Source organism: Microcoleus sp. A2-C3 (assembly GCF_036706065.1).
GTDB lineage: Bacteria > Cyanobacteriota > Cyanobacteriia > Cyanobacteriales > Microcoleaceae > Microcoleus.
The window spans coordinates 52,155-78,230 of the sequence record NZ_JAUBVX010000024.1; the positions used below are offsets into that span (position 1 = coordinate 52,155).

A 26,076-nucleotide genomic window follows, 5' to 3' on the forward strand; every position below is an offset into this window, starting at 1 on the left:
CTCATTGTATCTGCGATCGCATGGAGCTCAAAGAACGCCTGCACAGCCATCTAATTCAAATTGTACGCGATCGCAATCCTTACTTAGCCTCTGCAGGGCATTTCTACGTGCAGCAATACCTCCGCGAACAATTGGGACAGTGGGGAACTGTAGAAATCGACAATTTTGCGGTGCGCGGGCGAATTCATCACAATTTTATCTTGGATTTACCCCCCTCCGAAAAGAGGACGAAGCAGGGGTTGCTGCCGATTATAATAGGCGCTCATTATGATACTGTGCCGGGGACGGCTGGGGCTGATGATAATGCTACGGGTGTGGCTGTGTTGCTGGAATTGGCTAGGGCGATCGCACTTCAGCCGCTCAAATATCCAGTACAATTAGTTGCCTTCGATATGGAAGAAGCTGGTTGTTGGGGAAGCAAGCATTATGCAGCTAAATACAAGCAACAGAAACAGTCAATTCGGTTGATGATTTCTTTGGAAATGTTGGGTTATTGCGATCGCACTCCCAACTCCCAAAGCTACCCGGCGGGACTAAAATATTTTTATCCGAATATTGGCAATTTTATTGCTTTAATTGGGAACTTGCGGACTGTTCGCGATATGATTACTTTGAGCGGGAATATTCGCAAATCTGGTCAGCCTTGCGAGTGGTTGCCGGTGCCGAATCGAGGTTTAATTGTACCGGATACTCGCCGCAGCGATCACGCTCCTTTTTGGGATAATGGTTATCCGGCTATTATGGTGACGGATACGGCTAATATGCGGAATCCGCATTATCATCAAGCGAGTGATAAGATTGAGACTTTGGATTTGGATTTTCTTGCGGGTGTTTGTCGGGGTTTGGTTGAGGCGATTAAAAACATTAGATAGTAGTTTTATTTAATACCATTTGACCAATTGTTGCTACGGTTATTAATCGTATATAAATTATCTATCAGAATCATAAATTACCGGATACGGCAGTGCCGTGTCCCTACAGGTAAAAACCTCTAATTTATTTTTTGTAGCAATGTTTTTTTAATTGGTATAACTTAAAATTATCTGCGTTAATCTGTGTCCATCTGCCTTTCATCTGCGGTTGACTTATCTATCAAAAATTCATGCAAAACATCCATCATAAAAATCTGAATGCTGATTTTCCCGATCGCACTTCCTGGCAATTTTGGATCGATCGCGGCGGCACTTTTACCGATATAGTAGCCCAAAAGCCCGATGGTAAGTTAGTTATTCACAAGCTGCTGTCGGAAAATCCCGATCGCTACACGGATGCAGCAGTGCAAGGAATTCGCGATATTTTGGGGATTGCGGCGGGGGAATCGATCCCGGTGGGGGAGATTGCTGCGATTAAAATGGGTACGACGGTGGCGACAAATGCTTTACTGGAACGTAAGGGCGATCGCACTATTCTGCTAATTACTAAGGGTTTCGGCGATGCGCTGAGAATTGGCTATCAAAACCGCCCGAATATCTTTGCCCGCCACATTATTTTACCAGAAATGCTTTACGATCGCGCGATCGAAGTTGCAGAACGCTACAGCGCCCAAGGTGAAGAATTAATGGCTGTGAATTTGGATTTTATCCCATCTTTGCAGCAAGCTTATGATGAGGGAATTCGCAGTTGTGCGATCGTCTTTATGCACGGCTACCGCTACTCGGAACACGAAAAACAAGTTGCTCAAATAGCCAAAGAAATTGGCTTTACTCAAATTTCAGTATCTCACGAAGTCAGCCCTTTAATGAAATTAGTTTCGCGGGGAGATACCACAGTTGTCGATGCTTATTTATCTCCGATTTTACGCCGTTATGTCGAACAAGTCACCAGTGAGTTAATTGAGGTAGATCCTCGGAATGAGGGATTATCAATGCCCAATGCCCAATCCCCAATCCCCAATCCCCAATCCCCAAAATTAATGTTTATGCAGTCAAACGGCGGCTTAGTAGATGCCGCCCAATTCCACGGAAAAAATAGTATTTTATCCGGGCCTGCTGGGGGAATTGTCGGTGCAGTTCAAACCAGTAAAAAGGCAGGTTTCGACAAAATTATTACCTTTGATATGGGCGGAACTTCGACAGATGTTGCCCATTTTAACGGCGAATACGAACGGGAATTTGAGACGGAAATTGCTGGAGTGAGATTGCGATCGCCCGTGATGGCAATTCACACTGTAGCAGCCGGTGGCGGTTCCGTTGTGTTTTTTGACGGGGCGCGCTACCGCGTCGGGCCGGAGTCTGCGGGCGCTAATCCAGGCCCGGCTTGCTATCGGAAGGGTGGGCCTTTGACGGTGACTGATTGTAATGTGATGTTGGGGACAATTCAACCGGATTTTTTTCCGAAAGTGTTTGGATTGCAGGGAGATTTGCCGATCGCCACTGAGGTAGTCAAGCAAAAATTCGTGCAGTTAGCGGGGGAAATTGGGGGCGAGAAGACACCGGAACAGGTGGCGGAGGGTTTTTTGGCGATCGCGGTGGAAAAGATGGCTAATGCGGTGAAAAAAATCTCGCTTCAGCGCGGTTATGATGTTTCGGAGTATACATTGTGCTGTTTCGGCGGCGCTGGTGGCCAACACGCTTGTGCGATCGCCGATTGTTTGGGCATGAAACGGGTGTTTATTCACCCCTACGCGGGGGTTTTATCCGCCTACGGTATGGGTTTGGCTGATGTGCGGGTTATGCGCGAAAGGGCGATCGAGGAATTATTAACTGGTGAATTAATTGGTGATTTACAGGATATTTTAGCGCAATTGGAGGCGGAGGGAAAGAGGGAATTGAACCGCAGAGGCGCAGAGGGCACAGAGGAAGAGAAAGAGGTTTTAGTTATTAGGAAGCTACATCTAAAATATCAAGGAAGTGATGCGGTTTTGCTGGTAAATTTTGCGGTAAATCTTGAGGAGATGCAGGCTGAGTTTGAAGCATTGCACCGACAGCGATACAATTTTATTATGCGGGAAAAATCGCTGATTGTTGAGGCGGTTTCGGTGGAAGTTGTAGAAACCATGAATGTGCCGGATGAATCGACAGTTGCTAATTCTCGTGATGCGGAAGCGATCGCCCAGCAGCCAATCTCTACCGTGCAAATGTATGTTGCTGGTGAGTGGCGGGAAACGCCTGTTTATCGGAGGGAAGATTTGCGATCGGGCGACTGCATTAGCGGCCCTGCTGCGATCGTAGAAGCAACTGGAACTAATATTATAGAGCCTGGATGGGAAGCGACGATCACGGAAAATAACGATTTAATTTTGAACCGCAGATCCACGGAGATAGACGCAGATCGCATCCGCGTTAATTCGCGTTTATCTGCGGTTAAATCAGATCCAGTTTTGCTGGAAATCTTTAATAACTTATTTCGGGCGATCGCCGAACAAATGGGCGTTACATTACAAAATACAAGTTCATCCGTCAACATCAAAGAACGCCTCGACTTTTCCTGTGCAGTATTCGACCAAAACGGGCAATTAGTTGCCAACGCGCCGCACATTCCCGTGCATCTAGGTTCAATGAGCGAAAGCGTAGAAGCTTTAATTTTAGCACAAAGTCATACAATTAAACCTGGGGATGTTTATGTTTCTAACAATCCCTACAACGGCGGCACGCATTTACCAGATATCACCGCAATTACTCCCGTATTTGATAATTCTTCCTCCCTTCCTTTGTTTTATGTAGCCTCGCGGGGACACCACGCCGACATCGGCGGCATTACTCCCGGTTCCATGCCTCCGCATAGTAAAATAGTAACTGAAGAAGGCGTATTATTTGACAATTTCCAGCTAGTTAGCGAGGGGAATTTTAGAGAATCAGAATTACTAGAAACTCTCACAGCCGGAGATTTTCCGGTTCGCAATGTCGCACAAAATATCGCGGATTTGCAAGCTCAAGTTGCTGCAAACAATCGCGGTGTAGCAGAACTTCTCAAGATGGTTGAACATTACGGCTTAGAAACGGTACAAGCTTATATGGGCTTTGTGCAAGATAATGCTGAAGAATCGGTGCGGCGCGTAATTGAGGTTTTGAAAGATGGCGAGTTTACTTATCCTATGGATAGTGGCGGACAGATTAAGGTAGCTATTACAATTAACAAGTCGGCGCGCCGTGCAAAAATAGATTTTACTGGCACATCTTCTCAGCAATTTAACAATTTTAATGCTCCCGCGGCGGTGTGTAAAGCGGCTGTATTGTATGTTTTCCGCACTTTGGTAGATGACGATATCCCCCTGAATGCGGGCTGTTTGAAACCTCTGGAAATCATCAATCCAGCAGGCTGTATGCTGAATCCACGCTATCCGGCGGCTGTGGTGGCGGGAAATGTGGAAACGTCGCAGAATATTACGGATGCTTTGTATTGTGCGCTGGGGGCGAGCGCATCTTCCCAGGGCACTATGAATAATTTCACCTTTGGAAATAACCGCTATCAATATTATGAAACAATTTGCGGCGGTTCGGGTGCTGGTGCAAGTTTTGACGGTACTGATGCGGTGCAAACTCACATGACTAATTCGCGTTTAACCGATCCAGAAGTGTTGGAATGGCGGTTTCCGGTGTTGTTAGAAAGTTTTGCAATCCGGGCTAATAGCGGCGGGAATGGAGCTCATCGCGGGGGTAATGGAGTGGTGCGGCGAGTGCGGTTTCTGGAGGATATGACGGCTGGAATTTTATCGGGGCGGCGGGTGATTTCTCCCTGCGGTTTGCATGGGGGTGAATCGGGGAAAGTTGGGCGGAATTATGTTGAGAGATTTGATGGAAATGTTGAGGAGTTGGGGAGTACGGCGAGTGTGGAAATGCAGGCTGGGGATGTGTTTGTAATTGAGACTCCGGGTGGCGGCGGTTATGGTTTTATTTAGTAGTAATATCATGTCCGATCGATTGACCGCAATAAGATTGGTTTTTAATGCGGACTTCAGTCCGTTCTCAAGCTGTGGACTGAAGTCCAAACGATCGAACTGTCATTGTTATTGTCATTTGCCTGACATGATATAAGGTATGCACTGTAAACGCTGCGAATCACTAAACATGGTAAGCAGTTATGGCAGTTTTTAGGTCAGAACTGTAGATAGACTCGACTCTAGGAAAAGTCGGATGACTCCACCAAAATTTAATTCTACTGCCTTTTGCTGGAGCTGAGCCAATACGAGTGTAACCTGCATTGAACATCAGTTGTTCAAAGTCAGCTACAGGCAAAGTTTTAGATAGAATTGGCGAAACACCTTGAATTGTGTGCTTGTCAAGGGTCATAACTCCCCTGATAAGTGGTATAGATTCGATAGTCTGACAATACTAGCCCTAGGCCAGCAAAACTGTGAATTGTTCCCGGATATGTTTCTTCCGCTTCACTGCCACCAAGACGGATTTTAAGCGGGCCAAACCAAGCATAAAAACCGGGAATCAGAGCATCCATACTGTAGGCGATCGCTCTTAATTGACCGTCATCAACCGCTACAGGTTTTTCTGGTACGGGTTCTTGTTGATTGGGAGTAATATAGCCTGAGTTTTTCATAACTTTTCTGCTCTGTGAAAAGCTCGATCGCGCGGATTCACATTATATACTATCTTCAAACACCGGCAAAATGCCAGGAATACCGATCTGCGGGCATCGTACCGCTAAAAAATCGCCCTCAAATCTGGAATGTCGATCGACAAATCGTGTAGAATCATGCTGCACCAGCATTTATTCCCACAACCGTTCCAGAACAATTGTGCAAACACCTGTTTTTTCCGAACTAAACCATCCTGTGGTCAAATCCCTGTTCCACCACAGCGATCGCGAATTATTGACTTTGTTTCAAAACCATCCCGATCAAGGGCGCTTCTTCACGGCAATTTTTTGCCGCTACGCTCAAATTGTCCACTCCCTGATCCGCCATTCCGTGCGATCGCCCGTACAAGGCGATTACCTGTTCGCCCACACTTGGCTGCACATCTATCACGAGCTCCGAGGCCTCGATTTGCGCCACGAAATGCCAGACTCTGATGGCGACAATCTCAGCCTCCAAAACTGGCTGATTAATGTCACCGCTATCTGCATCAATCAAGCCGAATTGCCCCCTGTAGAGTCGATTCACTACTCTCTGCAATCCGCTTCACCTCCCCTCTGGTGTTACGTCAGACAAGCCTTAGAATTGTTAGCGCCACTGCCGCGTTTAGTCGTGTTGATGGCTCAGACTTTCCGCTGGAGCGAAACTCGAATCGCAGCTTATTTGCAAGCAGAAGGTGAAGCAATTTCGCCCGCTCAAGTCAAGGCTTTGCTCCAAAAAGGATATCAAACTTTAGAATCAAATTTGCCGGAGGATATTCGCGCTATTTATCTAGATGAACATCTCGAATATCAACAAGCACTGGTCTAAATGTTGTATCCGATAAATTCGCTAATACCAATTATTCTTCAGTCCGCGGAGGCGGACTTCGTTTGTGTAGTAGCGGTTTCAACCGCCGACTCCTGAAACTCAAACTCAGACATAATATAAGAGGTGGAAATGGCAGTTTATCAAGTTCGGCTAGTGAATGAAGCGATCGCCCTCGATCGCACGATCGCCGTACCGGACGACCAGTATATCTTAGATATGGCAGAAGCAGCCGGCATCCGCTTGCCCAATGGATGCAAGCAAGGAGAGTGTTCTGCTTGCGTTGTCAAACTGCTCAGCGGTGAAATCGACCAAAGCGAACAAAAGTTTTTGAAGCCCTCAGAATTGCAAGCTGGCTACGCTGTTACTTGTGTTGCTTACCCGCTTTCTGATTGCACTTTGTTAACTCATCAAGAACAAGTTTTATATCAAGCAGCTCTTTATTTTAAGTAATGCAAAGTGGTTTATTTTTGAGTCCGCGAAGGCGGACTTCGTTTGTGTAGTCGCGAATTCTATTCGCCGATAAAATCAATATCAAAGCAGATTTAGTTAATATAAGGTGCGCACTGCGCACCCTACTCACTACTTAAAAATCAGCTACGGCCTGTGATTGACATTCAGCAATTCTAGAATCCGTTTCAGCGGAATTTCCGCCCAATCCAATCGGTAATTGAGCTCGTAGGCCAGCTCAGAAACCCCTTTTTCCAAAATGTAAGCATCCAGCAAAACTTGCAGTTCTGGTATAGATTTGGGTAAGAAATTTGCATCGGCTGCTGTTACCAAATAGCTGTTAAGAAAAGTGAGGCTGACCCAGCGGTGCCAAACGTTCGCCCACTGCTGCATCTCCGGAAGATTTTCAGGGCGAATCATGCCACTTTGTACTTCATTGCGGAGTGCAAAAACAGAAGCATAATTGAAAGATTGTAGCATTCCCGCAACATCTCGCAGGGGCGATCTCTTCATCCGCCGCTCACTTAATGGTCGATTGCGTTCTCCTCCAAAATCAATAATTACGAAGTCTTTGCCTGTATAAAGAACTTGCCCGAAATGAAAGTCCCCATGACAGCGAATTCGATCGGCCGTGATTCTCAAGTTCAAAATAGACTTGAAATGTTCCATGAGCAAATCTTCGCGGTTGAGGATACTTTGTCCCATTTTTTGTGCTTCTGGTGGCAGTTTGGACAAATGCTTTTTCAGCAGCAGCAAAGTTCTTCCTGCCATATTTCTCATCTGTTGATAGATAGAACGCTGGTAAAATGAGGTGAAGTTTTCAGGGGCAAAAGCGGGATTTTCTGGCTCAGAAGCTAAAGCGAGGTGGAGTTCGGCTGTCCGCTGACCTAAAAGTTCGGCTGATGCTAAGTAAGAGCCGATGAGTTCGCGAGCTAATGCCGGAATTTCTAGGGATAAATCGGCTACTAGCGAGTTTGACTGTCGCATTTGTGCGGTCAAAGCGCTGGGTAAATAATCTTCGGGAGAAGTAGATAAAAACTCGCCGGAATACTTTGCTTCTACTGTCATTACTTGCTCGAAATAGTCGCGTAGTGTGTCTAATGTATAAGACCAAGCGTCCCTACTGTCGGGGATGAGTTTTTGCAGTATTCCAACTGTAATTACTTGTTTTTCTGCTGTGCGGTATTCCAATGCTCCGGCAATTGGAGCGTAGTGTTGGATCGGGTTGTGCTCTGTTAAAAAGCGTCCGATTTCTAATTCGGGGTTGATGCCTTCCTCGACTTTTCGCAATATTTTCAAGACGAATTGATCGCCGTAACCTGCGGATGTATTGCTTTGTTCTTTTTTGAACAGGTGAGGCTCCAGGTCGGATAAATCTTGTTCTGAGCTGAATGCAATGTCAGGAATTCCTAGCAGTTGACCTGCTGCACCTGCGTAACTGCGAGAATTGGCGATCGCCCCCAGCAGCGCGCTCAGCAAGCCTTTGTCCCCAGCAGCATCAAATAGCACCCCGACTTCGTTGCTTTCAGGGAAGTGCAGGCGCGCGATCGCCCGATCGTCCAAATCACCTTTGATCTCTTCCCAACCTAAAGGCAAAACATAAGTTTCCGGCATTCCTTCAGTATAGTTCAACAACAAAAACAGAATGTAAACTTTAGAATCATCTCCGGTACTATTGTGGCATTCAACAGGCACGATATCGCTAATTTCTAACGATTGAATCGTCCTATCTGCACCCACAAACCAGCGATGGTTGTGCAAGTAATTAGGCAAAACAGAGAGCAGCATCTCGCTTAATTGACTTGTAGCAAAAGCATTTTTCCAATTGCCGATGACCGCCAAACTCGGCAACTCTGTTTTAAAGCCGTGTGAAAAATCTTCTTGTTTAACAGTAAGAGTAAACCAGTAAAACGTGTGAGGACTCAAGCTCAAAAAGTAAGGCGACTCGCCAACTTGCGGAAACTCAGTGCGACCGAAAATCTCCACCGGAACAGCACCTTTAAACGGTGAAAGGTCTAATTCTGCCGTCTGCACGAAGCGCGACAAATTAGCGACTACCAGAATGTGTTCGTCTTGATAAGTGCGCACAAAAGCTAAAACTTTGCGGTTTTCTGGGTACAGAAACTCGCAAGTTCCGCGGCCGAATGCTTGGAAGCGTTGGCGAACAGCAATCAAGCGTTTCATCCACCACCACAGAGAACTCGGATTCGCCCGCTGCGCTTCCACGTTAACCGATTCGTAGTGATATTCAGGGTCAACAATTGGCGGCGCGTACAGCCGCTGCGGGTTAGCGCGGCTGAAACCTGCATTGCGATCGCTACTCCACTGCATCGGAGTTCTCACCCCGTTGCGATCGCCCAAATAGATATTATCACCCATCCCAATCTCATCGCCGTAATAAAGCACCGGCGTACCAGGAAGAGACAGCAACAAAGCATTCATCAACTCAATGCGGCGGCGGTTGTTTCCCATCAGCGGAGCCAAGCGGCGGCGGATACCCAAATTAATTCTCGCCTGAGTGTCTTGAGCGTAAACCCGATACATATAATCTCGGTCTTCATCGCTCACCATTTCCAGCGTCAATTCATCGTGATTCCGCAAAAATAATGCCCACTGACAATTATTGGGAATCTGCGGAGTTTGCTGGAGAATATCGCTAATTGGGAAGCTATCTTCCATGTGCAAAGCCATAAATAAACGCGGCATCAGCGGAAAATGAAAGTTCATGTGACATTCATCGCCACCAGCATAATATTCAACCGCATCCTCCGGCCACTGATTCGCCTCAGCAAGCAGCATCCGGTTGGGAAATTTCTCATCTACGTGCTTGCGCAAATGCTTCAGGAATACGTGAGTTTCTGGCAAGTTTTCGCAGTTAGTACCTTCGCGCTCGTACAGGTAAGGCACCGCATCCATCCGCAGTCCGTCTACTCCCAGTTCCAACCAGAAATCTACCACATCTAAGATAGCTTGGCGGACGGCTGGATTGTCGTAATTCAAATCTGGTTGATGGGAATAAAAACGGTGCCAGTAATAAGCTTTTGCTACCGCATCCCAAGCCCAATTAGAAGTCTCAAAATCTTGAAAAATAATCCGAGCATCTTGATATTTTTCCGGCGTATCACTCCACACATAAAAATCTCTTTCGTTACTGCCTTTCGGGGCGCGGCGCGCTCGCTGAAACCATGCGTGCTGGTCGGAAGTATGGTTGACAATCAACTCAATAATGACTCTAATTCCCCGCTGGTGCGCTGCTTCTAAAAGCTCTTTAAAGTCCTCTAACGTGCCGTAAATTGGGTTGACGGTGGTATAGTGAGATGTATCGTAACCGTCGTCTCGAAGCGGCGAGGGGAAAAATGGCAGTACCCAAATTGCTGTTACTCCCAAGTTTTGCAGGTAATCCAGTTTTTCTGTCAGTCCCCGAAAGTCGCCGATGCCGTCTGCATTGCTGTCTGCAAAAGCGCGAATTGGTACTTCGTAAATGATGGCGTCTTTGAACCACAATGGATCGTCATTTAACATTGAGTTGGGCATAATTTTTATGGTGATTGGTAATTTTGATTTGGGAATGGCGATTTGGTAATTGAGATTTGTTAGTTCAAATCCAAACTGATAAATCATAACGCATAATTTTGCCACGATTCGTCATGCTAGCGGCAGAGTTTTAATCGTAATTTATTAACGCAAAACTTATAATTTCTTAATTAAAAAATTAAACAATCTATTTTGCTATTGCGGATACAGTTCACAATTGGGATACCGGTGCTTGCTAACTACACCCTATATTTCCCTCAAAGGTGCGGTATCCCGTACCTGCTGGACGGTTGGCACGACATTACACTACCTTGACGTTGATTGCTAAATTTTGTTACATTTATTTACATAAAGCAACAAAAGTTAAGGAAAAAACAAAAATGATTATTGTAATCGCTCTTTTGGTCGTCGGTTGGGTAGCGGCCTCAGTGATTGGTACTCAAGCATATTTTCTGGGCGAACAGTCAAAGCCCATTCACGATCGCAATTGGAATGATGAATCTTTTGAACAACTGGCAAAATCTGTGACTGGAACAGACATTGATTACCGCGTTCGCGTTCCCGCATACAGCATGGATGCTTATACCAGCCGCACCATGTCCAATTCGTAATATTCAGTAGCACGCTTCACTATTTTCAATAACAGGCTTTCTGGCCTGTTCCACAAAAATTAATCTGCTTGTGGAACAGGCCAGAAAGCCTGTTTTTAATTTTTCAATAACAGGCAGGATGCCTGTTCCACCTTGATAGGAATTTCTACTTCTTCAACTCGCCACGCTGAATAGGCAAGTGCTTCATATATATCTGCTTCTTCCAGGTAGGGATAAGCCTGCAAAATGTCGGACGCTGAGTGTCCCGATGCCATCAGTCCGACTATCGTGCCAACAGTGACTCGCAAGCCGCGAATGCAGGGTTTTCCACCCATTACCTCTGGATTCAGAGTGATTCTAGTTAGTTGTTTCATGATTGTAAACTACCAGGCTTTCTGGGACACAAGAAGATTTATTTTTGGTGGAACAGGCCAGAAAGCCTGTTCCTAAATCCAGCTACAAACTGTTACCTACCAGGGCGGGGAGAGAGTCTTTTTTGCGAAACTGCAAAGCGTTATTTACGCAGTCGATCGCAATTGTATCACCTTCGACAAACGCATTTTCCAGAATCTTGTTAGCCAGCGGGTTTTCCAGCTCCCGCTGGATGGCGCGTTTCAAGGGACGAGCGCCATAAACTGGATCGTAACCGACATCTGTGATATGGTTTTTCGCCGCATCTGAGAGTTCCAAAGTGATTTTTTGCTCCGCCAACAACCGCTCGATCCGCTTCACTTGGATGGTGACGATTTGCCGCAGTTCGATCTTGCTCAACGTGTGGAACAAAATGATCTCATCCACCCGATTGAGAAATTCTGGCCGGAAGTGCGATCGCAAAGCAGTCATCACCCGTTTTAGCATTTGTTCGTACTCTTCGTCTGTCTCCCGTTCTTGAGTCAAGGATTTTTCATTGTTAGACTTGTTTTCAGACTTAATTTCAATCTTACTTTCCGTCTTACCTTCACTGTCAATATCAACTCGCTGGGCTGACACCTCGACAGTACCATCATCAGCAACTTTATAATCTGTCTTGGGAATTGATACCTCCTTCGGTTCGTGCTTGCGAGTTGCTGGTTTCTTGGCGGTTTTTTCTTTCTTCGCAAACACCTCTAAAATGTGATCGCTACCGATATTGCTAGTCATCACAATTACGGTATTTCTAAAGTCAACAACTCGACCTTGAGAATCGGTAATTCTGCCGTCATCCAACACTTGCAGCAAAATGTTAAATACATCGGGGTGCGCTTTTTCTACTTCGTCAAACAGCACTACCGAATAAGGATGTCTCCGCACAGCTTCGGAAAGTTGTCCGCCTTCGTCGTAACCGACATATCCGGGGGGAGCTCCGACTAACCGGGAGACGCTGTGCTTCTCCATGTATTCGGACATATCGATGCGGACGATCGCATCATCGCTGTCAAACAAGAACTCCGCCAACGCCCGCGCTAACTCGGTTTTTCCCACGCCTGTGGGGCCCATAAACAAGAAAGAACCGATCGGTCTACCGGGATCTTTCATCCCCGCCCGCGCCCGCCGAATCGCCGCAGCAACCGCCGTTACAGCCTCCTCTTGACCGATGACTTTTTTGTGCAAATGGCTTTCCAATTGCAGCAATTTTTGGCGTTCCGACTCTAACAACCGATTGACCGGAATTCCCGTCCACTTCGCCACAATTTCCGCAATATCGCCCTCAGTAACTTTTTCCCGCAGCAGTGAAGAACCTTGAGCTTGCTGTTTCAAAAGATCGGCTTCCTTGGCTTCGCGATCGCGCACCGCAGTCTCCAATTTACCGTATTTCAACTGCGCCGCTTTATTCAAATCATAAGCTCTTTCTGCCTGTTCGATTTGCACTCGCAATTGGTCTTCTTCTGCTTTCAATTTATTGATTGCATCCAACAACTGCTTTTCGCCCAGCCATTGAGATGACAATTTTTCCTGCTTGACTTTTAAGATGTCAATCTCTGTTTTGATGCGATCGATCCGGGGGCTGATGGTGGGGCTGGGAGAACCTTTTCCCTCGCCTTCAATCGACAATTTTTCCATTTCCAACTGCATCACCCGGCGGTCGATTCCTTCCAATTCCACGGGTTTGGAGGTAATCTCCATTTTCAAATGGGCGGCCGCTTCATCTACAAGGTCGATCGCCTTATCCGGCAAAAAGCGATCGGAAATATAGCGAAAAGACAGAGTTGCAGCAGCAACCAGCGCCGAATCGGTAATTTTTACCCCGTGATGGCGTTCGTAGCGGTCTTTCAATCCGCGCAAAATTGAAACAGTATCTTCCACAGTCGGTTCGCCAACAAATACTTGTTGAAAGCGGCGTTCTAGTGCCGGATCTTTTTCAATATTTTTGCGGAATTCATCGAGAGTTGTAGCGCCGATACAGCGCAATTCGCCTCTGGCTAACATCGGTTTCAACAAATTGCCAGCATCCATTCCCGAACCGGAACTGCCGCCGCCGCCAGTGCCAACAACGGTGTGCAATTCGTCAATAAATAGGACAATTTGCCCGTCGGAATCGATAACTTCTCGCAGGACAGAACGCAATCGTTCTTCAAATTCACCTCGGAATTTTGCCCCAGCAATTAAACTGCCCATATCGAGGCTGAATAGTTGGCGATTTTTCAAAGATTCGGGCACGTCGCCGTTGACAATTCGCTGGGCTAAACCTTCGGCGATCGCAGTTTTTCCAACTCCGGGATCGCCAATTAACACCGGATTGTTTTTTTGGCGGCGCGAAAGAACTTGGACGACGCGGCGAATTTCTTCATCGCGGCCGATTACTGGGTCGAGTTTGCCTGCTTTGGCGGCTTCTGTCAAATCGCGGCCGTACTTACTCAGCGCGTCGGAGTTGGCTTCGGGATTTTGGTTTTGACTTTGACTTTGGCTTTGGCTTTGGCTTTGGCTTTGGCTTTGCTTTTGATCTTTGACTTTGGTAGTAGCGCGAACCGATTTGATTGCTTCTTCGAGTTTGGCGCGATCGATCGTCCCTGGGGCTGGTTTGCGATCGTATCCGGGGCGGCCTGGTGGCCCATCGCCCCTAGTCAGCAATCGCCTACCAACTCGTTCATCTTCTAGGAAGCCTATTAATAAATGTTCAACGGCGATAAAATTATCTTGCCAAGTCTGTCTGGCAGACTCAGCAGCATCTAACATCACTTCTAAGCCGCGGCCAAGGTATAGTTGGTCAGCGTTGGCAACTCTCGGCTGTCGTTTAGCAAAGGCATCTAACTGCTGCGCCAAGCGGGGGACATCGACTCCAGCTTGGCTGAGAATGCTGTTTGCTAGGGCTTGCTGTTCTAGAATGGCGATCGCTAAATGTTCAACCTCTAGCTGCTGATTGGCAAAGCGGCGGGCTACATCCTGGGATTTGACTATGGCTTCCCAGGCTTGATCTGTAAATTTGCTAGGGTCTGTTGGCTGCACGTTGGTTCCTCACAATCAAGGGGATTCCTGTTGTTATTCGTCAATATATCGTCTCACAACCATCATAATCTTGAAACACGATGTGTGAATCTATGAGTGCGGTTAACAAGAGCGGAAGTTGCCACACAATTGACCGCTTGTACAAGCTTACCGTCCGCAATCCACCCCAAAATTTGGTGTAGTCTGACCGGATCGCGCGATCGAACTTAGGAAAATATTGCCAGCATTTAAAAAAAAATCGACTGAGATTTATGTTATTTCCCACTTACCAATTTTTAGTATTTTTCCTGATTCTTTTTAGCACAATCCTCTCTTTGAAGCCTCAAATCGATTTATATAAAATTGTCTTGCTAGTTTCCAGTTTATTATTTTATTCCTTTTGGAGTTTTGATTTTCTCTGGCTCCTAGTTTTAGGCACTGTCTACAATTATATCATTCTCCGGGCTGTCTGCCACAGCAAATATAAAAAACTTGCTTTTGTCTCCGGCATAATTTTCAACATTGCCAACCTCGGCATCTTTAAATATTGCAACTTCTTTGTAACTTCCTTATTTGAGGTACTAAACCAGCTACAGATTCCCGCTACCTTTCAAGTGTTGCAAATAATCGCCCCCGTCGGCGTATCATTCTACACTTTTAGAATGATTTCCCATTTAATCGACTGCTACCAACACAAAATCTCCTGTCCAAAATTTGTAGAATACGCCACCTACATTACCTACTTTCCCCAAATTGCCTCCGGGCCAATCTCGCGGGCTGGCGAATTTTACACGCAGCTAAATTCACCTAAAAAATACGATTATCAAATCGAAGAAGTTATAGTTTTAATTTTGTCGGGACTCTTCAAAAAATATACTTTATCGAGCTTTTTGTTTAACTTCACCCAACTCCCATTCAAAGTTCCCCAGCAATACAGCAGCATCGATTTAATCCTCGCCGCAATTTCCTATTCCTGTTTAATTTATGTAGATTTCAGCGGCTACTCGGATTTAGCTAATGGCATCTCTTGCTTGCTGGGTTTCAAACCCATTGCCAACTTTAATATGCCATACCGATCGCTCAGCTTGCAAGAATTTTGGAAAAGGTGGCACATCAGTCTTTCCGAGTGGCTGAGAGATTACCTTTACTTTCCCTTGGGCGGCAATAAATACGGCAAATTGCGGAAGTACGTAAATTTACTGATCACAATGGCGATCGGCGGATTTTGGCACGGCGCAGGTTTAAACTTTATTGTCTGGGGAGCAATTCACGGTTTAGGATTGGTTGTCAACCATCTATGTAAAGATATCCCCCAAGCTATCGGCTGGAAAATAGACTATCGCTTTCCCACATTTACAAAATTTTGCAGTTGGTTGTTAACCTTTACCTTTGTTACCTGTAGTTGGGTATTTTTCGGTACTCCCAACTGGGAAACTGCGATCGGGTTTTTTCAGGGAATCTTTCGTTTTTCGGCTGCAACTTTTCAATTCAACTTTTGGCAATTGTATCTAGTAATTGCCGTCATTGGCGCGATCAACCTGTGGGGCGATCGCATTTCCAAGCTATTGCAAACCGTATTTTCCTTAAAAAACCTGTTCTTTCGGGTTGTCTTAGTTTCGCTGTTCGTGTATGCTATCTTGATGCTGGGGCCGAGCACCGTCCCACCTTTTATTTACTTTAATTTCTAAAAAAGCAAGTAAATCCACCTAATTAAACGTAAAATACGGATCGCTAAAAAGATTCCTGTGTATGTCTTATTCCCTTCTTCCCTTCTTCCTTCTTCCTTCTTCCTTCTTATGAGAGACCGAGAATTTTTGCTGATCGTTACTTCTGTAATTCTCACTTTAATGTTTTCTAATTTATCCTTATTTCTGAAAAGCTTTTCTTCAACTCCTTTAGCCAGTTCCGAAATTAAACAAGCAGCGCGCCAGATTGAAATAGACGGTTTCAGGAAATCAGAACAAGATTTTTGGAGCAAAATTAAAGATATTAATTTCGATAGCCTTCCAAAAAAATCCGCAACTTCTCCTGTAACAACCGCAACAAAATCGGCAGTTGCAGCCCCAAAACCTGCTAAAAAACAAACTCCAGCTAAACCAAAACTAACCGTACCTTATCGCAAATTTTTATTTATTGGAGATTCCGTAATGTTCGACTTAGGAACTCAACTCCAGTACACTCTCAAGGAAAAATACAATATCGCAAATACAAAACTTGACTACAAAGTATCGAGCGGATTAAATCGGATAGATTATTATGACTGGTATGCCAGAACCAGCGAAATTATCCAGGATTATCGACCAGATGTAGTGATAATTTTGTTCGGAGGCAACGATCCTCAAGATATCATTGATTCTCAAGGAAAATACCGGGCAATCCTGACCCCAGAATGGCAAAAAGCTTATCAAGAAAGAGTAGATAAATATGCCAAGTTACTTGGCTCTTCCTCCGTAAGAAAAGTGTATTGGATAGGTCAATCTAACTCTAATAGATCTGCGTATATCAAAGCTTTTCCAATCATGAACAATATTTATAAAAATGCTAAAAAAGCTTCTCCCAAAATTGAATTTATTTCTACTTGGGAAACTTTTGCAGAATCGGGAAAATTTGTTCCGATAGTTGCTGACAAATCGGGGAAGCGAGGCTATGTAAAAATTAATGACGGCGTGCATTTTACTTCCCACGGAGCTCACATTATCAGCGACGTAATTGTTGACAAAATGGCGAAGGATAAAGTCTTAAAGGTTCCTAAGAATAAGCCATAAATTGGGAGTCAGAAACCGGGTTTCTTCACTAAATCTTCGTGAGTATGCCAAAATTATCGCAGAAACCCGGTTTCTTAGATTATGGGGCGATGTGTGCTAGTCAGAAACCGGGTTTCTTCATTCAACCTCGGTGAAGATGCCAAAATTATCGCAGAAACCCGGTTTCTTAGATTATGGGAAAACTCGATATTATTCTTCAATATTACTTGTTGGCTGGCTTACTTCTTCGTCTTTAACATCAAAGTTAATTCGTTCGTAAATCTCTCTCAGTGGCATTTGAAATTCTACGGATTCTAGGATTAATAGAGATTCCTCTGAATCATATTCTGTTAATACCCATTTCCCGTTAGAGTTTTTGGCAAATTGCTCAATGTGATAGCTATATTGATCTACTAAAATGTATTCCTGAAATTCAGGAATTGAGCGATAGGCGAGAAATTTACCACCGCGATCGTAGTCTTTGGTTGAATTCGATAAAACCTCGACGATTACCAGAGGATTTGTAACAATTGTTTTGTTACTTCCTTGATATTGTGGTTCTCCTTGAATCACCATGATATCGGGATAGACGTAGCGGCGAGTTAGGGGTATCCACAGCCGCAGATCATTGATAAAAGTCTCGTAATCTTGACCATTCACACTCAAGGGGAATTTTCGGCAAAAATTTAGTGCAATTTTATTGTGGTTCGCTGTTCCGCCTGTCATGGGTATGATTTCTCCATCATGGTATTCACTTTTGTCGATCGCACTTTCTTCTAATGCGAGATATTCCTCCGGGGTGTAGTGGCGTTTTTCGGTTGGCGGTTGCTTGGCGATTGCTGGTTTTTCTTGGGTTTGCATAGTCGTTCCCTTCTGATCTGAAGTGATTTGATGATAACAGCGATCGTGTGGAGCCTCAGAAACCGGGTTTCTTGCAAAATCTCGTGAGGATACCAAAAATATCGCAGAAACCCGGTTTCTTGGATTAGTCGAGTGGATTTTCCAGTTGAATTAATTCAACTTTATATCCATCTGGGTCTTGCACAAAAGCGATGACAGTTGAACCGTGTTTCATCGGGCCTGGTTCCCGAATAACTTTACCGCTGCGGGCTTTAATTGCTTCGCAAGTACCGTAAATGTCGTCAACGCCGATCGCAATATGACCGTAAGCATCGCCTAAATTGTACTCTGCGACACCCCAGTTATATGTTAATTCCAAAACCGTAGTATCGGATTCGTCGCCGTAGCCCACAAAAGCCAGAGTAAATTTACCGTCTGGATAGTCCTTTTGCCGCAGCAATTTCATGCCCAGAACCTCGGTGTAAAATTTGAGGGACTCTTCCAGGTTGCCGACTCGGAGCATCGTGTGTAGTAGTTGCATTTAGCTCACTCCAAATTTCTTAAGCTTTCATCTATTTTAGCGATTTCTTGCTTAAAAAACTCGCGCCTCAACCGTCGCAGTTGCCGCAGGTTGATAACTGTCTATTTGATTTAGCTTTGTACTTCCACCACACCCCTAAACATATTCATGCCGCAAGTAAATAGGTATCGTCCAGGTTTTTGAGGGGTGAATTCAACAGCCGTTACCTGATTTAGAGGTAATTCTCGCACAATGTGAAAATCTGGTAACAACACTTTTTCAAGACAACTATTGGGGTCGCGCCTCAAGAAATTGAGCCTGACTAATTGACCTGCTTTCACAACTACAGTGGAAGGCTCATAACCCCCGTCTACAGTAATAGTTAACTCTTGTATTCCCTGAATAGACTCAGCTTGCTGCCCTTGAGTTTTACTAAATAGAAACCACCACAATTCTAGACCAATTAATGCCAACCCTCCTAGAGTTACGCCAACTTTTAAACCGAATGGTTGTTGAATGGGGCGAAATTGAGTGGTTGAAGTAGAATTTTTGAATGGCATTTGGGAAGCTTGGACTCCGAAAGCCATTCCCACTATAATTCCTAAACTTCCGATGCTTCCTAAAATTTGACGCTGACTAAACATTTTTCAAATTCCTCATAATTTACGCAACAGATTTAACTTTAAAATTCCGCAAGCGCAAAGCATTAGTCACTACCGAAAGCGAACTAAAAGCCATTGCACCACCGGCGATAATCGGATTTAGCAGCCAGCCAAAAATTGGGTACAAAATGCCCGCGGCGATCGGTATTCCAGCGATGTTGTAAATAAAGGCAAAAAACAAGTTTTCGCGGATGTTCCGCATGGTAGCGCGTGACAGTTGAATTGCTGTAACTATGCCTTGCAAATCTCCTGAAATTAAGGTAATGTCGCTGGCTGCGATCGCCACATCGGTGCCGGTACCGATCGCAATTCCCACATCTGCTAAGGCCAAAGCCGGTGCATCATTAATCCCGTCTCCCACCATCGCCACAATCTTGCCTTCCCCTTGCAGCGCTTGGATTTTAGCGACTTTTTGGTCTGGTCTAACTTCGGCAAAAACGCGAGTAATACCGACAGATTGGGCGATCGACTCCGCAGTCGATCGATTGTCCCCAGTCAGCATCACCACCTCCAAACCGAGCTTTTGCAGCGCTTTCACAGCCTGCGCTGACGATGGTTTCAGGGCATCAGCAATGCCCATAATTGCCTCAATTTTGCCCTCTACAGCCATCCAAACCACCGTTTTGCTCGAAACTTCCAAAGCTCTCGCGCGCAGTTCCAGATACTCAGTATCCCAGCCCATTTCCTGCATCCACCTGAGAGTCCCTAGGGCGATCGACTTTCCGCCCACAACCCCTCGCACACCGCTACCCGCGACGGCCTCAAAATCCCGAACATCTGTCAAATTCACCTCTTGAGATTGAGCGTACCTCACAACAGCTTCCCCCACAGGATGCTCCGAATTTCGCTCTACAGAAGCCGCTAATTGCAGCAACTTTAACTCATTGCTGTTTGCCGTGCCTTTGACAGTCACAAAATCAGTTACAGTCGGCTTCCCTTCCGTGAGAGTCCCAGTTTTATCTAACACAATAATTTGAATTTTTTGCGCTAATTCTAAACTATCGGCTCCTTTAATTAAAATCCCGTTTTCCGCACCTTTACCAGTTCCCACCATCACAGCAGTCGGAGTCGCCAAACCCAAAGCACAGGGACAGGCAATAATTAACACTTCCACCATTGTCACAGTCGCCAAAGTGAAGTTACCCGTCGCGTTAAACCAAATAATAAAAGTAGCTAAAGCGATGGCAATTACTACGGGAACAAACCAACCAGTTACTTGGTCTGCTAACTTTTGAATCGGTGCTTTTGAACCCTGTGCCTCCTGCACCATCTTGACAATTTGAGCTAAAAATGTATCTTTGCCAACTCTTGTCGCGCGAAACTTAAAGCTGCCAGTTTTGTTAATTGTCGCTCCGATCACTTCGTCGCCAAGCTGCTTTTTGACAGCCAAACTTTCTCCCGTAACCATTGCTTCGTCTACCGTCGAAGAGCCTTCAATTACCTCTCCGTCTACGGGGATTTGCTCGCCCGGCCGCACCTGTACGATGTCGCCAATTTCCACTTTGGCGATCGGCACTTCCAACTCTTCTCCGTTGCGAACGATCCGAGCAGTTTTTGCTTGCAAACCCATGAGTTTGCGAATAGCTTCCGAAGTCTCTCCCTTCGCCCGATTTTCTAAGGTTTTCCCCAACAAAATTAAAGCTACAACGCTGGCGGCAACTTCGTAATAAACGCTAGGAGTCAAACCTTGTGCCGCAAAAAAGCCGGGAAAAAATGTCACAAATACCGAATAAAAGTAAGCAGCACTCGTTCCCAAAGCAATCAGGGTATCCATTGTAGCGACGCGCCGTTTGAAGGATTTCCAAGCGCCCACATAGAATGATTTGCCGCACCAAAACTGTACCGGTGATGTCAGCACTAATTGCAGCCAAAAATTGTGCAGCCATGCGGGGATGAATGGCAGGTGCAAGCCAGTCATGGCTGGAATACCACCCACAAACAGCAGGATGCTGATGATACCTGCTGTCCAGAGTTTTCGCTGCAAGTTTTGAGACTCAGATTTGCGATCGGCTTTGGCTGTATCATCCTCAGCCACCATTTCTTGAAGTGGCAAAGCTTCGTATCCCGCAGCATCAACCGCCGATTGAATTGCTGCTAAATTGGTTTGCTTAGAGTCGTATTGGATAGCTGCTTGTTCCATCCCAAAATTGACGCTGCACTCAATTACGCCGGGAACAGATTTAATCGCTTGTTCGATAGATGAAGCACAAGAAGCACAACTCATGCCCCCCAATTTAAGTGTAAGATTGTCCATAGGGTACTCCTAAACTAAATAAGAGCGCAGGTTGCCAAGGTATTTAGTAATTGGCATGACCGAGTTTCCAAATTACTGAGGAGAATTGCGCTCGAAATGATTGGTGCGATTGCTGGACGCTACGGTTATAGTTTTCAGCATTTCACCCTAATGTGAAATTAAGATGAAATGGCTGTATTCCTAAAGTTAGAAACCGCTGGCGTTGACCTAAAAATTAATCTACAGGATAGCCAGCAGATGCGATCGCTTTTCTAACTTCACTTTCCTCCTTAGCCGTTTGAATCGTGACAAATTTTGTCTTGAGATCCGCCTCAACAGCGGCGGCTGAGTCAATGGCTTGGACTGCTTTGGTTATTGTATTCACACAAGCAGAACAAGCCATCTTGGGTACTTTTAGCTGTAAAGTCATAATTGGAACCTCAGCAGAAACTACTCTGCTCAATTAATGAATTAACTCCATTGTAAAGTCTCCAGTCAGCAGGAGAGTCAAGGGAATTGCGAAATAAATCTGGAATTATGAAAAAAGTGGTTTAACACGCTACCTGAGACGGCACAGCAAGAATTATTTACAGATGATCATCAATAATTTCATCCTGATTTCATTTCTATCTGAGAAACTAAATATAAATGGCAGTTTTAAGGATATAAAATCAATGAAATCAACTTCATTAAAAACAGGCTTTGCAGCGCTGACATTGACCGCCACAGCCGTTTTAACCAGCGGAGTGCTTGCAGCTTGTTCAAAAGCTCCGACAAGCCAAACTCAAGCTCCAAATGTTACGACAGCAACTCAAACGAACAACAAGCAAGACGTGGCACAAGGCGGCAGCGGTGGCATGAATCATGGCATGAATCACAATATGTCAATGGATTTAGGCCCTGCTGATGCCAACTACGATTTGCGATTTATTGATGGCATGACAGTACACCATCAAGGTGCTATAAACATGGCGAAAGATGTGCTAAATAAATCCAAACGCCCGGAAATAAAAAAACTAGCAAATAACATGATTGCCGCTCAAAACCGCGAAATCAATCAAATGAAACAGTGGCGAAAAAACTGGTACGCCAAAGCCGAAAATACACCGATGGCTTATCACGCTCAAATGGGTGACATGATGGCAATGACTCCCGAACAAATGCAAAGCATGATGATGAGTATGGATTTAGGGGCGGCTGATGCTGAATTTGACCTGCGATTTCTGAATGCGATGATTCCCCACCACGAAGGAGCTTTAGTGATGGCTGAAGATGCTTTGAACAAGTCGAAACGGCCGGAAATGAAGAAATTATCTCAAGAGATTCTGACTTCGCAAAAGCAAGAAATTGAGCAAATGAAAGAGTGGCGCCAAGCTTGGTACAAAAAGTAGTGACGGGGCGGATCAATTAATTGCAATATCTATGGATACTGGCTTGAATTTTTCATGGTAGCTAGAGTATAATTGAGGTCAAACGGTTTTTGGCATCTTAAAATCCCAAAAGCCTTTAAACTCCAATTATTTGAGCGCTACTCCTTGACAGTTCCAGACAGTATCTACAATCCGATCGCAATTCTATGAAACGAGCAGTATTTCTCGACCGCGATGGCGTTCTCAATATCGAAGCTGGCTACATTCACAAACTAGAAGATTTGCATTTAATCCCAGGCATAGCTGAAGCTGTACGCCGTTTAAATGATCGACAAATATTTTGCTGTTTGGTTTCCAATCAATCCGGGCCTGCGAGGGGTTATTATCCGGTCAGCCATGTTGAAGCTTTGCACAAACGCCTGTGTTTGTTATTAGAACAAGAAGCTGGAGCGAGGTTAGATGCTCTTTATTACTGTCCTTATTTGAGCGAAGCGGAAGGCGGAACAAACCCAGAATTTACGCGATATACGACTTGGCGAAAACCGAATACGGGGATGTTAGTAGCGGCGGCTTGGGAACACGATTTGGATTTGCCCAATAGTTTTATGGTGGGGGATAAAGCGACTGATGTTGATATGGCTCACAATGCCGGTTGTACTGGTATTTTAGTGCAGACTGGTTACGGCGAAAGCGTGTTGAGCGGGGAGTATCAGCACCATACTAAACCGGATTTTATTGCTGCAAATTTAGCTGCGGGGGTTGAGTGGATTTTGCAAGATTTTGATGATTAAGCTAGTCAGCAAATAAACATTGTATATTCGGGATGGGCTTTGAGCCCGTCCCAATTATTTTTGCAATATTGTCTAAGGTGGAAGACTTTTTAGGGAATCTCGTTATGCTGCCTCACGGACTGGCTGACGGATCGGAATTTGAATCAAAAACTTAGTTCCTTGGCCCAGCGTGGAAAAACACTCTAGCTTACCGCCATGTTTTTCGGTGATGATTTGATAGCTGATTGCCATCCCCATGCCCGTTCCTTTGCCTACGGGCTTAGTGGTGAAAAATGGATCGAAGATTTTCTGTTTCACCGATTCAGGCATTCCCGATCCATTGTCGCCGATCGCAATTTCTACCCAATCTGAACCTAACATCGTAGTGCGGATGATAATTTGATTGGGGCTGGCTTTGATTTCTTGGTAAGTACGCTGGGCATTCGCTTCATCCAACGCATCGATCGCATTTGCCAAAATATTCATCACCACCTGATTTAATTGTCCGGGGTAACATTCGACATGAGGCAACTGACTGTAGTCCAGAATCACTTCGATCTCAGGGTTCTCCGTCTTGACTTTGAGGCGATGTCCCAGAATCAGCAATGTACTGTCAATGCCTTCATGAATGTCAACCGCTTTGAATTGGGCCTCATCAAGGCGAGAAAAGTTTCGCAGCGATATGACAATTTCCCGAATCCGATTTGTGCCAAGTTTGATAGAAGACAACATTTTTTGCACATCTTCTACCAGAAATTCCAGATCGATTTCCTCAGCTAAGGCGCGAATTTCTGGATCGTCGCCCGGATGGCGCTGTTCGTAGAGGCGGATCATCCGCAGCAAATCTTCAGTGCAATCATTCAGAGGCGTGATGTTGCCGTGGATAAAGTTGACTGGATTGTTGATTTCATGGGCAACCCCTGCCACCAGTTGACCCAGGCTGGACATTTTTTCGTTCTGCACCATTTGCACTTGAGCGGTTTGCAGCGCGCTCAGGGTTTGCTCTAGCTGCCGAGCTTGATCGGTGGCGATGACTGCCAGTTCGTGAATGGCAGCAACTTGAGGTAGGGAAGTCCAGCAGGCGATCGCCACCGCTACAAACGCCAGCGTCATCAATAAAATAATCAGAATTTCGGGATTGAGAGCATTGCTTGTAGGGCGAATCCAGGTACACACGAACCAGCTTACCGTGGATGCAGCGCAGACCAGCAAAATTAGAATGCTGACCTGAGCCATTAGAAAATCTCGGTCTTTGACTGGGTTTTGGGGTTTCGCGTGCAGTCGATCCCACCAGGCGGGCCCGAATGGCGCGAAGGAACTGCGTCGAACGATCGCATCCAGGGCAATCAGAACGATCGGCAACAGAATACCAATCAGAAAATCTTGCCAACCCCAGGCAACCCCTCCCACTACTAAGGCAATAAATTCAAAGATCGCAATCCCAAGGGACAAATGTCCCCATCGGACATCAGGATCGTGGCGGCGCAGCCACAGCGCCAGATGAACGAACATAATTGAAACGACCAAGCACACACAAGAGATCACCACAATGCGGTTGACATCACCCCATACCAAAAACAGGAGGCTACTGAGTAAGGTTAAAATCAGCGCAGGTTCCAGTGTTCCTCGACGCGACAACACTCCAAACACTGGAGCCATGTTTCCATCTAACGCTCCCTGATACAAAAAGCGCGGCGTATTGGACACTGTTGTGGCGGTTCCCAGAAGGCAGCTAGAGGTAATCAACAGGGTCATCAACAAAGAGGTATAAGATCCCCAAAACGGTTTAGCTGCTGCCACCAAATTGGCATAGAGATCGCTACCGAGCGATGTGTCGCTTGCCAGTCGCATGAACACCCAGGAGCCCCCAATGTAAACGAAGGGCATTAACCAGGCAAACCAGGACAGAAATTTGAGGGTCATCTCTGGTTTTTTGCTATCTGCAATAAAGGCGGCCACAGTGTCAGAGGAGTAGAAAGCATAGGCTGCCCAGAAATACCACTTCAGCCCGTTGGGAGAACTAATGGAGCTGAATTTAGATGGCAACAAGCCCGGACTGTCGGGTGCAAAGGCTAACCAGCCTAAGCCTTGAGCAATAAATAGGAAGAGAAAGCCGATCGACGGTAGCACAAAGAAGAGGTGCAAAATTGCCAGCGCTCGCGACCCACTAAACGCCACAAAATATGCAACCAGCGTGAAGCCAATTTCCAGGGCTTTCTCTGGCACTGTCAGATTCATCGGTTCGAGATGATGTTGCACCAGAGCCGTGAGGACGATCGCGTTAATCGGAGGAACCGACACCCAACTCAAATAGTAGGCAAAACCCACATATCGCGCCACTGCCGGATAGTTCGGCAGCAAGCGAGCCACATAGCTGGGAGTCCCACCGGAAACATCTTGCCACTTGCTGCCAAGTTGCCGCATTTGTAGGCTCAATAGCATCCCCACCAGCACACCGGGAATCCAAACCCACAGGGCGGCTGTACCCAGTTCTTGATTGATCGTGGGAGCCAGCGTCAGCCAGATGAGAAATCCCACGACACTAAAGCCCCAGGCTTCCGCAACAGTGAGGGTGCGCTGTAACCGAATCGGTGTGGAATACTCCATCGTTGCCTTTTTCCTTAGCT

The 26,076-nt window shown here is 45.7% G+C and carries 20 protein-coding genes; 9 read left to right on the forward strand and 11 right to left on the reverse strand.

Annotated features, from left to right (window positions below):
• The first annotated feature begins 20 nt into the window (after positions 1 to 20).
• Positions 21 to 872 (forward strand): M20/M25/M40 family metallo-hydrolase, encoded by an 852-nt coding sequence (locus QUB66_RS15045; RefSeq protein ID WP_332967356.1) that lies wholly within the window; start codon positions 21 to 23, stop codon positions 870 to 872.
• Between the two features lie 230 nt (positions 873 to 1,102).
• A complete protein-coding gene (locus QUB66_RS15050) occupies positions 1,103 to 4,837 on the forward strand; it encodes a hydantoinase B/oxoprolinase family protein (protein WP_332967358.1) in 3,735 nt (1,244 codons plus the stop codon).
• Positions 4,838 to 5,000: 163 nt separating this feature from the next.
• On the opposite strand, the gene QUB66_RS15055 is transcribed toward QUB66_RS15050, so the two are convergent.
• Positions 5,001 to 5,228: a hypothetical protein gene (locus QUB66_RS15055; RefSeq protein ID WP_332967359.1), complete on the reverse strand. Its 228-nt coding sequence runs from the start codon at positions 5,226 to 5,228 to the stop codon at positions 5,001 to 5,003.
• Entirely contained in the window at positions 5,218 to 5,490 is a 273-nt protein-coding gene (locus QUB66_RS15060) for a hypothetical protein (RefSeq protein ID WP_332967361.1), read from the reverse strand. The genes QUB66_RS15055 and QUB66_RS15060 overlap by 11 nt, the downstream gene beginning before the upstream one ends.
• Before the next feature lie 199 nt (positions 5,491 to 5,689).
• On the opposite strand from QUB66_RS15060, the gene QUB66_RS15065 reads away from it, so the two are divergent.
• Both QUB66_RS15065 and QUB66_RS15070 read left to right on the forward strand, forming a co-directional pair.
• On the forward strand, positions 5,690 to 6,337 hold the full coding sequence (locus tag QUB66_RS15065; protein ID WP_265235640.1) for an RNA polymerase sigma factor: 648 nt from the start codon (positions 5,690 to 5,692) through the stop codon (positions 6,335 to 6,337).
• Positions 6,338 to 6,466: 129 nt separating this feature from the next.
• A complete protein-coding gene (locus QUB66_RS15070; protein ID WP_265235590.1) occupies positions 6,467 to 6,787 on the forward strand; it encodes a 2Fe-2S iron-sulfur cluster-binding protein in 321 nt (106 codons plus the stop codon).
• 144 nt (positions 6,788 to 6,931) lie between these two features.
• On the opposite strand, the gene treS is transcribed toward QUB66_RS15070, so the two are convergent.
• Positions 6,932 to 10,318 (reverse strand): maltose alpha-D-glucosyltransferase, encoded by a 3,387-nt coding sequence (gene treS / locus QUB66_RS15075; RefSeq protein WP_332967389.1) that lies wholly within the window; start codon positions 10,316 to 10,318, stop codon positions 6,932 to 6,934.
• A 380-nt stretch (positions 10,319 to 10,698) separates the two neighbouring features.
• On the opposite strand from treS, the gene QUB66_RS15080 reads away from it, so the two are divergent.
• Entirely contained in the window at positions 10,699 to 10,929 is a 231-nt protein-coding gene (locus QUB66_RS15080; RefSeq protein ID WP_332967364.1) for a photosystem II protein, Psb35-related, read from the forward strand.
• Positions 10,930 to 11,024: 95 nt separating this feature from the next.
• On the opposite strand, the gene QUB66_RS15085 is transcribed toward QUB66_RS15080, so the two are convergent.
• Together QUB66_RS15085 and QUB66_RS15090 are read right to left on the reverse strand one after the other, a co-directional pair.
• The gene (locus tag QUB66_RS15085; protein WP_332967365.1) at positions 11,025 to 11,282 is read right to left on the reverse strand and encodes a DUF433 domain-containing protein; all 258 of its coding nucleotides are present in this window, start codon (positions 11,280 to 11,282) and stop codon (positions 11,025 to 11,027) included.
• 82 nt (positions 11,283 to 11,364) lie between these two features.
• A complete protein-coding gene (locus QUB66_RS15090) occupies positions 11,365 to 14,331 on the reverse strand; it encodes an ATP-dependent Clp protease ATP-binding subunit (RefSeq protein WP_332967366.1) in 2,967 nt (988 codons plus the stop codon).
• Positions 14,332 to 14,582: 251 nt separating this feature from the next.
• Here QUB66_RS15090 and QUB66_RS15095 point away from each other — a divergent pair, with 251 nt between their 5' ends.
• Both QUB66_RS15095 and QUB66_RS15100 read left to right on the forward strand, forming a co-directional pair.
• Positions 14,583 to 15,998: an MBOAT family O-acyltransferase gene (locus tag QUB66_RS15095; protein ID WP_332967368.1), complete on the forward strand. Its 1,416-nt coding sequence runs from the start codon at positions 14,583 to 14,585 to the stop codon at positions 15,996 to 15,998.
• Positions 15,999 to 16,124: 126 nt separating this feature from the next.
• The gene (locus QUB66_RS15100; RefSeq protein WP_265235596.1) at positions 16,125 to 17,075 is read left to right on the forward strand and encodes an SGNH/GDSL hydrolase family protein; all 951 of its coding nucleotides are present in this window, start codon (positions 16,125 to 16,127) and stop codon (positions 17,073 to 17,075) included.
• Between the two features lie 189 nt (positions 17,076 to 17,264).
• Here QUB66_RS15100 and QUB66_RS15105 read toward each other — a convergent pair whose 3' ends face one another.
• The 5 genes from QUB66_RS15105 to QUB66_RS15125 form a co-directional block, all read right to left on the reverse strand.
• The gene (locus QUB66_RS15105) at positions 17,265 to 17,915 is read right to left on the reverse strand and encodes a Uma2 family endonuclease (protein WP_265235597.1); all 651 of its coding nucleotides are present in this window, start codon (positions 17,913 to 17,915) and stop codon (positions 17,265 to 17,267) included.
• A 124-nt stretch (positions 17,916 to 18,039) separates the two neighbouring features.
• On the reverse strand, positions 18,040 to 18,435 hold the full coding sequence (gloA, locus tag QUB66_RS15110; protein ID WP_265235598.1) for a lactoylglutathione lyase: 396 nt from the start codon (positions 18,433 to 18,435) through the stop codon (positions 18,040 to 18,042).
• Between the two features lie 110 nt (positions 18,436 to 18,545).
• Positions 18,546 to 19,058 (reverse strand): cupredoxin domain-containing protein, encoded by a 513-nt coding sequence (locus tag QUB66_RS15115; RefSeq protein WP_265235599.1) that lies wholly within the window; start codon positions 19,056 to 19,058, stop codon positions 18,546 to 18,548.
• 19 nt (positions 19,059 to 19,077) lie between these two features.
• On the reverse strand, positions 19,078 to 21,330 hold the full coding sequence (locus QUB66_RS15120) for a heavy metal translocating P-type ATPase (RefSeq protein WP_332967369.1): 2,253 nt from the start codon (positions 21,328 to 21,330) through the stop codon (positions 19,078 to 19,080).
• A gap of 214 nt (positions 21,331 to 21,544) precedes the next feature.
• Positions 21,545 to 21,739, reverse strand: a complete 195-nt coding sequence (locus tag QUB66_RS15125) for a heavy-metal-associated domain-containing protein (RefSeq protein WP_265235601.1) — start codon at positions 21,737 to 21,739, stop codon at positions 21,545 to 21,547.
• Positions 21,740 to 21,983: 244 nt separating this feature from the next.
• On the opposite strand from QUB66_RS15125, the gene QUB66_RS15130 reads away from it, so the two are divergent.
• Together QUB66_RS15130 and QUB66_RS15135 are read left to right on the forward strand one after the other, a co-directional pair.
• Positions 21,984 to 22,700, forward strand: coding sequence for a DUF305 domain-containing protein (locus tag QUB66_RS15130; RefSeq protein ID WP_332967370.1), 717 nt, complete (start codon positions 21,984 to 21,986; stop codon positions 22,698 to 22,700).
• Positions 22,701 to 22,885: 185 nt separating this feature from the next.
• Positions 22,886 to 23,470 (forward strand): D-glycero-alpha-D-manno-heptose-1,7-bisphosphate 7-phosphatase, encoded by a 585-nt coding sequence (locus tag QUB66_RS15135; protein WP_265235603.1) that lies wholly within the window; start codon positions 22,886 to 22,888, stop codon positions 23,468 to 23,470.
• Between the two features lie 102 nt (positions 23,471 to 23,572).
• Here QUB66_RS15135 and QUB66_RS15140 read toward each other — a convergent pair whose 3' ends face one another.
• Positions 23,573 to 26,056 carry an ATP-binding protein gene (locus QUB66_RS15140; protein WP_332967371.1) on the reverse strand — a complete coding sequence of 828 codons (2,484 nt, stop codon included), beginning with the start codon at positions 26,054 to 26,056 and terminating at the stop codon, positions 23,573 to 23,575.
• Between the last annotated feature and the right edge of the window lie 20 nt (positions 26,057 to 26,076).

Coding starts and splice junctions, on each gene's coding strand:
- QUB66_RS15085 (WP_332967365.1), bottom strand. CDS start 11,282: ATGAAACAACTAACTAGAATCACTCTGAATCCAGAGGTAATGGGTGGA.
- QUB66_RS15055 (WP_332967359.1), bottom strand. CDS start 5,228: ATGACCCTTGACAAGCACACAATTCAAGGTGTTTCGCCAATTCTATCT.
- gloA (WP_265235598.1), bottom strand. CDS start 18,435: ATGCAACTACTACACACGATGCTCCGAGTCGGCAACCTGGAAGAGTCC.
- QUB66_RS15095 (WP_332967368.1), top strand. CDS start 14,583: ATGTTATTTCCCACTTACCAATTTTTAGTATTTTTCCTGATTCTTTTT.
- treS (WP_332967389.1), bottom strand. CDS start 10,318: ATGCCCAACTCAATGTTAAATGACGATCCATTGTGGTTCAAAGACGCC.
- QUB66_RS15080 (WP_332967364.1), top strand. CDS start 10,699: ATGATTATTGTAATCGCTCTTTTGGTCGTCGGTTGGGTAGCGGCCTCA.
- QUB66_RS15105 (WP_265235597.1), bottom strand. CDS start 17,915: ATGCAAACCCAAGAAAAACCAGCAATCGCCAAGCAACCGCCAACCGAA.
- QUB66_RS15120 (WP_332967369.1), bottom strand. CDS start 21,330: ATGGACAATCTTACACTTAAATTGGGGGGCATGAGTTGTGCTTCTTGT.
- QUB66_RS15115 (WP_265235599.1), bottom strand. CDS start 19,058: ATGTTTAGTCAGCGTCAAATTTTAGGAAGCATCGGAAGTTTAGGAATT.
- QUB66_RS15070 (WP_265235590.1), top strand. CDS start 6,467: ATGGCAGTTTATCAAGTTCGGCTAGTGAATGAAGCGATCGCCCTCGAT.
- QUB66_RS15135 (WP_265235603.1), top strand. CDS start 22,886: ATGAAACGAGCAGTATTTCTCGACCGCGATGGCGTTCTCAATATCGAA.
- QUB66_RS15050 (WP_332967358.1), top strand. CDS start 1,103: ATGCAAAACATCCATCATAAAAATCTGAATGCTGATTTTCCCGATCGC.
- QUB66_RS15140 (WP_332967371.1), bottom strand. CDS start 26,056: ATGGAGTATTCCACACCGATTCGGTTACAGCGCACCCTCACTGTTGCG.
- QUB66_RS15045 (WP_332967356.1), top strand. CDS start 21: ATGGAGCTCAAAGAACGCCTGCACAGCCATCTAATTCAAATTGTACGC.
- QUB66_RS15125 (WP_265235601.1), bottom strand. CDS start 21,739: ATGACTTTACAGCTAAAAGTACCCAAGATGGCTTGTTCTGCTTGTGTG.
- QUB66_RS15060 (WP_332967361.1), bottom strand. CDS start 5,490: ATGAAAAACTCAGGCTATATTACTCCCAATCAACAAGAACCCGTACCA.
- QUB66_RS15130 (WP_332967370.1), top strand. CDS start 21,984: ATGAAATCAACTTCATTAAAAACAGGCTTTGCAGCGCTGACATTGACC.